Consider the following 5,968-nt stretch of genomic DNA (forward strand, 5'->3'; position numbering starts at 1 on the left):
GTCCCCTTCTCTCCCCTACCCCGCTGCCATCCTGCACTAGTTTGCGTTAACTCCCCAATTTACCCATTACCAATTACCATTTACCACTAAGTTGAATTCCTCCAATTTCTGGCTGTATATTAGTCCTCCCATACTCGGTGCCATTATTGGCTATTTCACCAACGATATAGCCATTAAAATGCTGTTTCGTCCCTATACAGCTAAATATATAGGTAAACAAAGAATACCCTTTACACCAGGTTTAATTCCCGCAAATCAGGAACGCTTGGCTAAGCGAATTTCTGATACTATCATGGGGTCATTATTAACACCCGAAGAATTACAAAAATTGGCGCGTCGTCTGTTAGAAACAGAACGAGTTCAAGGGGTAATTATCTGGCTGTTGCGATTAGCCTTAGATCAATTGCAATCAGCAGATAAAGAAGATAAAACTGTTAAAGTAATTGCGGGAATCCTGCGAGATTTATTAGGTCAATCTTTACCCAGATTGCTGAAAGTTCTAGCGCGTCGAGAAGATTTTTTAGAACCCCAACTAAATCAAATATTTGACAAAATTTTATTAGAATTTCAACTTAGCGAACAACAAGCAAATCAATTAGCAGATTGGCTTTTCCAGGTAGTTTTGCCGCCGGAAGTATTGCGTGTGGCGATAATTGATTTTCTTACCGATCGCAACATTCACTTAATAGATGAAAAATTTCGTGGCGAAACTAGTGGAACTTATTGGGTAGTCGCCAATTTATTTGGTTTAAAAAACACTTTAACCAGGTTAAGAACTTATTGTCTTGATGAAAAAGAAGAAGCAAATCAGCGTTTATCTGAATTAACTCAATCTTTTGCAGTTAGACAACGCTTGCAAGAATGGTTACAAAATATCTCTTTGCAAAATCTTCCTGTTTCCACAGTGCGCCAATTACGCAAGACAATGCGCGAAAGTATCCGCAGTTACGTGCAAGAACGTGGTGTCGAATTAATGGAAGGTTTAAGTGATTCAATAAATTGGGAAGGTACTGCTCATGTGCTCATCAATAGACTGCGAAACTCTCCCGTTGTCAACTCTTCTTTGACAGTTGTTAGTAAAGAATTAGCGTTAGTTTTAGAACGTTACTTAGAACAAGATTTAGAAAACATAGTAGAACAAATCATTCCAATTCTAAATATTGACCAAGTGATTATTCAACGAGTGCAAGCAACTTCACCCAAAGATTTGGAATTAGCAATTCAGGGAATTGTGAAAAGTGAATTGCAAGCGATCGTCAATTTAGGCGGAATTTTAGGTTTTATTGTCGGGTTGATGCAAACAGTAATTTTGATTATCCAACAGTAAGGTAAAATCAGAGTAGCTATATTGCTAATGTAGGAATCTCGATAACATTACCATTATTCTTATCCGCGATGAGGACGATCGCACAATTATTTTCTTTCCCTTGCAAATATGCCGCTAAAATCTCACTCTAACCTGTGCTATATTAATGTCTGATTAACCAGGCAGAATCGGATCGTCAATTCGATATTTGGATCGTTTCATATTAATTTTTACTTGTGAGTCAAATCACAGCCATGACCTTAACTGCAAGTATACTCTAAAATTAAAAGCCTCTAAATTTAAATACTATGACTATTTCCTTCCCCGATGAACCTGTTCCCCTAGAAATTTGCGACGATCGAGTAGTGCGAGTTAAAGGAACGCGAGTGACTCTTGATACTATTGTCGCTACTTTTAATCAAGGAAAATCTGCATCAGAAATTGCTTCGCAATATCCATCTTTGCAATTAGTTGATGTGTATGCAACAATAGTTTTTTATATACGACATCGCCCTTATGTTGATGCTTATTTACAAGAACGGGAACAACAATCTAGGGAAATTCAGGAACTAAATGAAGCTAATTTTGCCGATCAGGGTGTGCGCGATCGCCTTTTAGCACGCCGGAGTTCATCATAAAATATGCTGCGCTTTCTCGCCGACGACAACTTTAATTACCACCTCATTCAAGAGTTACAAAATCAACAACCAGAATTAGATATTCTCTGTCTTAAAGATATTAGTCTGTCGGGGATAGATGATTCTAGATTGTTGGAATTGGCGAGTCAAGAAGGACGGGTGTTATTGACTAATGATGTTAGCACAATTACCGAATTTGCTAATCAAAGAATTGCCGCAGGATTATCTATGCCAGGAATATTTGTTGTTAGCATTGACGTGAATAACGACCGCGCCATTGCAGACATTTTACTATTAGCAGAATGCAGCAATGAGGGTGAATGGGAAGGGCAAATACGTTACCTGCCATTAGCTTAAAATATTATCTGAATAATCTGCGAAAAGTAGCTATTGGGATTGCCCAACTCAATGATTCCATTCTTTGGAAAACTGCTGCTGATGGCATTGTACCATCAGTAAATCTGTAAACATTAATCCCTTGGGGGGGAAATTTCAATCTGCCATTAATCCCAATTAATCGCCCATTTTGATCTAAAACTGGCCCACCACTCATGCCATTTTCTATTTCGTTAGTGTAACCTAATTGGTATCCTCTGGGGAGCGATCGCTCAGAAATCATTTCCACATTTCCCCTAGTTAAACGAAAAGCTCTCATTCCCCAATCACGGGTGTTTTCTATTGCTTTCGGATTAATCCAATACCAATTAGGAAAACCCGCCGCATATACCGCTTCTCCCATTACTAAAGCATCAGAATTTCCCATTTCTGCTACTTGGTAAGATTGCGGACTAACAAATTGAACTATCCCTAAATCCTTGTCTCCAAATTCTGGGTAAACTAACTTTTTAGCTGGATAATTACGCCCATCAGAAGTTAAAATTCTATAACTATTACTAGATTTTTCGTTAAGTACATGATCGCAGGTAAGAACTGTGTAAACTTGTCCTTGGCGGCTAATAATTACCCCAGAACCAGCACTAGAATTAGAGAAAATTCTAACAGTAATTTGCCTAGCTACTTCTGGTACATAAACATTATTTACTGCTGGATTTTGGGCAAATTTAGTACTAATTTGATTTTTAAAAAATGCTAAATTTTCTGTTAGTAAATTTGTTTGTAAAGAAGCGATCGCACCCAGGTGCACTGCTAAAGATTGGTGAGAAACCAGCCAGAATAATAACCACACCACAACCGTTTAATTTCCTAAACAACATTTAATTTTAAAATACCAAAAAATCATCAACCTGGGAAGTCTCAAACCTCCCAGGTTAATTTGTATTTAGCTATGGTTTTCCATTAACCAACAACTTAGTAAATCAACCGGAATATTAAATACCATTATTTGTAGGTTGAGGATTACTAGGGCGAGAAGTTGGCGGTTGTGGTTGCACGATAGGTGTTGCTTCATCACCATATTTGTCTTCAAAAGCCTCATTAACAATTCTTTCCAAACTAACCCGTTTTGGAGTTGATGATGGACGACGATTAATTCCTTGAGAAGGAGCAAAAGAAACCACTGGCGTACCAGAACCACTAACACCAAAGTTTAGCAAATTATCCAAAGCTGCATTCGGGTTACTAGCATTGCGACTATCCAAAGTTAGGAGTAAATTTCTGGAATTACAACCATATTGTCCACCGTTGGTGTAACAAATCACAGGTAAATTATTGACTCTACCAGTTGTTAGTTGTAAATTTGTTAGTCGTCCTCCATTTTCGTCAACTGCTCTGCTTAAGCGATCGGATACCATGCGACAACGATCTCCTGGAGTATATTGACTACCAAACTCGTAAGTTCTCCAGAGAATGATTGGTGCAGTAACTCTGTCTCCCCTTCGGGCAACTGTGGCATAACTTCTACCTTCAGTAACGCATTCAAAGGTAGTACTTAAATATTCAGTTTGTCTATCAGGAGTAACACTTTCTTGGGGGTATCTTTCTTGTGGTAATCTTTCTGCTGGTACTGTTTGTTGAGCTTTTACCGGATTCGTCACCGCAAAACTGCTAGATAAAGCAAGAGTCGATAGAAAAATTTGCGTCAAGAATTTGAATTTCATGAGGAATACACCAGTAACTATTTCATTTACATTGTTTCTATTTGTTTTATTTGACTCACTGATTTTGGCGAATGTTCCGCAATCAAAAATTTATTTTGCGTTCGTTGTCAGCACTTCAGTGCTAGAAAGCTGAAGCGTTCACAACCAACTTTTCCCTGGTTCGTTGTCAGCACTTCAGTGCTAGAAAGCTGAAGCGTTCACAACCAACTTTTCCCTGGTTCGTTGTCAGCACTTCAGTGCTGTAACGCTGAAGCGTTCACAACCAACTTATAATCATTTTTAAATGCCAATGAGGATAAACCCTCTCACTCAGGGGGTAAAATTTGGGCAGAAAGGAATTGCGAGAAGATGGATTACAAAACAGCCCGAAATTTCCTCATTAATCAGGGAACTGCCCTGGAAACCCAGCGAAATCCTGACGACTTTCTGATGCGCCTGAGTCAGGAGAAGTCACCAGTACCAGGACAGCTAACATCTATATTATTAGCGTTAAAAATGGTGTTCGATGCTTTGAAGGATGAACCCAATTTGGACAAAGAATTAGTAAATGCCTTACATTTGCTGAGTTTTGAGAGTCGTCACTTGTACGAAAAGGGACTTCGTGCTGGGGTTGATTGGCCTTTTTTGCTCAATGAAGATTTAAACCGGATCGATCTCGCTGTCAGAAGTATTTTTTCCGGTACTTGGCAAAGTTGAGGTTGAAGGCAGAAGGCAGAAGGCAGAAGGGAAGAAGAGATGGGGAGGTAGGGAGGTGGGGAGAGTTGAAGAGATAGTTAGTTAAATTATTTTCTCCCCATCCCCCCATCCCCCCATCTCCTTGTCCCCTTGTCCTCTGCCTCTTAACGGTTACGGAGTTGTGCTTCTAACTTGTCTAAGTCACTTTTGAGCAGAATGGTAATTTTGCCCATGATTGGTTTACCTTCTTGGGGTTGGGGAAATTCTACCCAGTAGGCAAAACGCGATCCTAACCTGAGTTCGCCTTTGAGTGCTTCTTGTAAGGGTAAGGTTAAAGTGCGTGCTTGCTGTACCATTGCGGGGTTTGGGTAAGAGTAAATTACTCGCGCTTGCTCGAAATCTTGGTAAATCTCCAAACCGTAGATGCTGCGTAGTGATTCTTGGAGACGGTTGAAGGTAACACCGTTAATCATGTCAAACAGATTGATTTTTTCGGTGCGAACAATGCCGGGATCTCCCGATGGTGTTACTAAACCTGGTGGTAATACGGAAGCTTCAAAGGTGAATCTTTGGGCGGGTGTATCGGTTCTGTGTATAAGCAGTGTTTGTCCGCTATAGGTACGTAGGGTGGGATTTCCTTTGATCCAAGCTGCAACTTCTGCTGTTGTCTGTCCTGGTAAGGCTGTTGCCCGATCGCTAAAACAAGCGATCGCAATCCCCAAACCCAACATTAACAAACCCTTAGCTTTCATTGTCCACATAAAAGTAGATTTTTGATTTGCTTCTAGGATGGCATATTCGGCAACATTGCTACTTTAATTGACTTACGATTCTTCATATCTTGAAATACTTGTTCCAAATCTTTCAGGGGACGATGTTCGGTAATAAGTAATTCAAAGGGTATGGTGCGACTTGCTAAAAGTGCGAGTGCTTCTCTCACATATTTGGGTGTGTTGTGAAAAACGCCTTTTAAGGTTAGTTCGCTGTAATGCAGTTGTTCTGTGTTAACGGTGATTGTGGTATCTCGCGGACAACCTCCGAATAAGTTAACGGTAGCACCGGGACGGGCACAAGCGATCGCACTTTCCCAAACTGCCGGAACTCCCGTTGCTTCAATCACTACATCCGCACCCCATCCTTCTGTCAGTTCTTTAACTACTGTGGGAATATCACTTATTTGATGATGATTAAATGTTTGAGTTGCCCCTAATTTTTTCCCTATTTCCAATCTTCGATCGTTGCCGCCAAACAGGTAAATTGGGGACTGGGAGGAAGAAGTGAGGGGATGGGGG

Annotated in this window: 8 protein-coding genes; 4 read left to right on the forward strand and 4 right to left on the reverse strand. The window is 40.2% G+C overall.

Annotated features, from left to right (window positions below):
* Positions 1–91: 91 nt before the first annotated feature.
* The 3 genes from IQ264_RS31110 to IQ264_RS31120 all read left to right on the forward strand — a co-directional run bounded on the left by IQ264_RS31110 (position 92) and on the right by IQ264_RS31120 (position 2,301).
* Complete coding sequence (locus IQ264_RS31110; RefSeq protein WP_193986350.1) at positions 92–1,327, forward strand: DUF445 domain-containing protein; 1,236 nt, start codon at positions 92–94, stop codon at positions 1,325–1,327.
* Positions 1,328–1,614: 287 nt separating this feature from the next.
* Positions 1,615–1,944: a DUF433 domain-containing protein gene (locus tag IQ264_RS31115; RefSeq protein WP_193986352.1), complete on the forward strand. Its 330-nt coding sequence runs from the start codon at positions 1,615–1,617 to the stop codon at positions 1,942–1,944.
* A 3-nt stretch (positions 1,945–1,947) separates the two neighbouring features.
* Complete coding sequence (locus tag IQ264_RS31120; RefSeq protein WP_193986354.1) at positions 1,948–2,301, forward strand: DUF5615 family PIN-like protein; 354 nt, start codon at positions 1,948–1,950, stop codon at positions 2,299–2,301.
* 4 nt (positions 2,302–2,305) lie between these two features.
* Here the strand turns inward: IQ264_RS31120 and IQ264_RS31125 are convergent, their stop codons facing one another.
* Both IQ264_RS31125 and IQ264_RS31130 read right to left on the reverse strand, forming a co-directional pair.
* Positions 2,306–3,133 carry a serine protease gene (locus tag IQ264_RS31125; RefSeq protein ID WP_322744840.1) on the reverse strand — a complete coding sequence of 276 codons (828 nt, stop codon included), beginning with the start codon at positions 3,131–3,133 and terminating at the stop codon, positions 2,306–2,308.
* Between the two features lie 139 nt (positions 3,134–3,272).
* Positions 3,273–4,001: a COP23 domain-containing protein gene (locus IQ264_RS31130; protein ID WP_193986357.1), complete on the reverse strand. Its 729-nt coding sequence runs from the start codon at positions 3,999–4,001 to the stop codon at positions 3,273–3,275.
* A gap of 348 nt (positions 4,002–4,349) precedes the next feature.
* On the opposite strand from IQ264_RS31130, the gene IQ264_RS31135 reads away from it, so the two are divergent.
* Positions 4,350–4,697, forward strand: coding sequence for a Dethiobiotin synthetase (locus tag IQ264_RS31135; protein ID WP_193986359.1), 348 nt, complete (start codon positions 4,350–4,352; stop codon positions 4,695–4,697).
* Between the two features lie 143 nt (positions 4,698–4,840).
* Here the strand turns inward: IQ264_RS31135 and IQ264_RS31140 are convergent, their stop codons facing one another.
* Both IQ264_RS31140 and IQ264_RS31145 read right to left on the reverse strand, forming a co-directional pair.
* Positions 4,841–5,437, reverse strand: a complete 597-nt coding sequence (locus IQ264_RS31140) for a hypothetical protein (RefSeq protein WP_228061945.1) — start codon at positions 5,435–5,437, stop codon at positions 4,841–4,843.
* Between the two features lie 23 nt (positions 5,438–5,460).
* Positions 5,461–5,968, reverse strand: a 508-nt coding sequence (locus IQ264_RS31145) for a zinc-binding dehydrogenase (protein WP_193986361.1), incomplete at its 5' end; no start/stop codon positions are given.

It is taken from the genome of [Phormidium] sp. LEGE 05292, from assembly GCF_015207735.1.
Classification (GTDB): domain Bacteria; phylum Cyanobacteriota; class Cyanobacteriia; order Cyanobacteriales; family Aerosakkonemataceae; genus Floridanema.

Bases quoted from the DNA above. Each gene is read 5' to 3' on its own strand.
- IQ264_RS31140 (WP_228061945.1), bottom strand. From the start codon at position 5,437: ATGTGGACAATGAAAGCTAAGGGTTTGTTAATGTTGGGTTTGGGGATT.
- IQ264_RS31135 (WP_193986359.1), top strand. From the start codon at position 4,350: ATGGATTACAAAACAGCCCGAAATTTCCTCATTAATCAGGGAACTGCC.
- IQ264_RS31120 (WP_193986354.1), top strand. From the start codon at position 1,948: ATGCTGCGCTTTCTCGCCGACGACAACTTTAATTACCACCTCATTCAA.
- IQ264_RS31115 (WP_193986352.1), top strand. From the start codon at position 1,615: ATGACTATTTCCTTCCCCGATGAACCTGTTCCCCTAGAAATTTGCGAC.
- IQ264_RS31130 (WP_193986357.1), bottom strand. From the start codon at position 4,001: ATGAAATTCAAATTCTTGACGCAAATTTTTCTATCGACTCTTGCTTTA.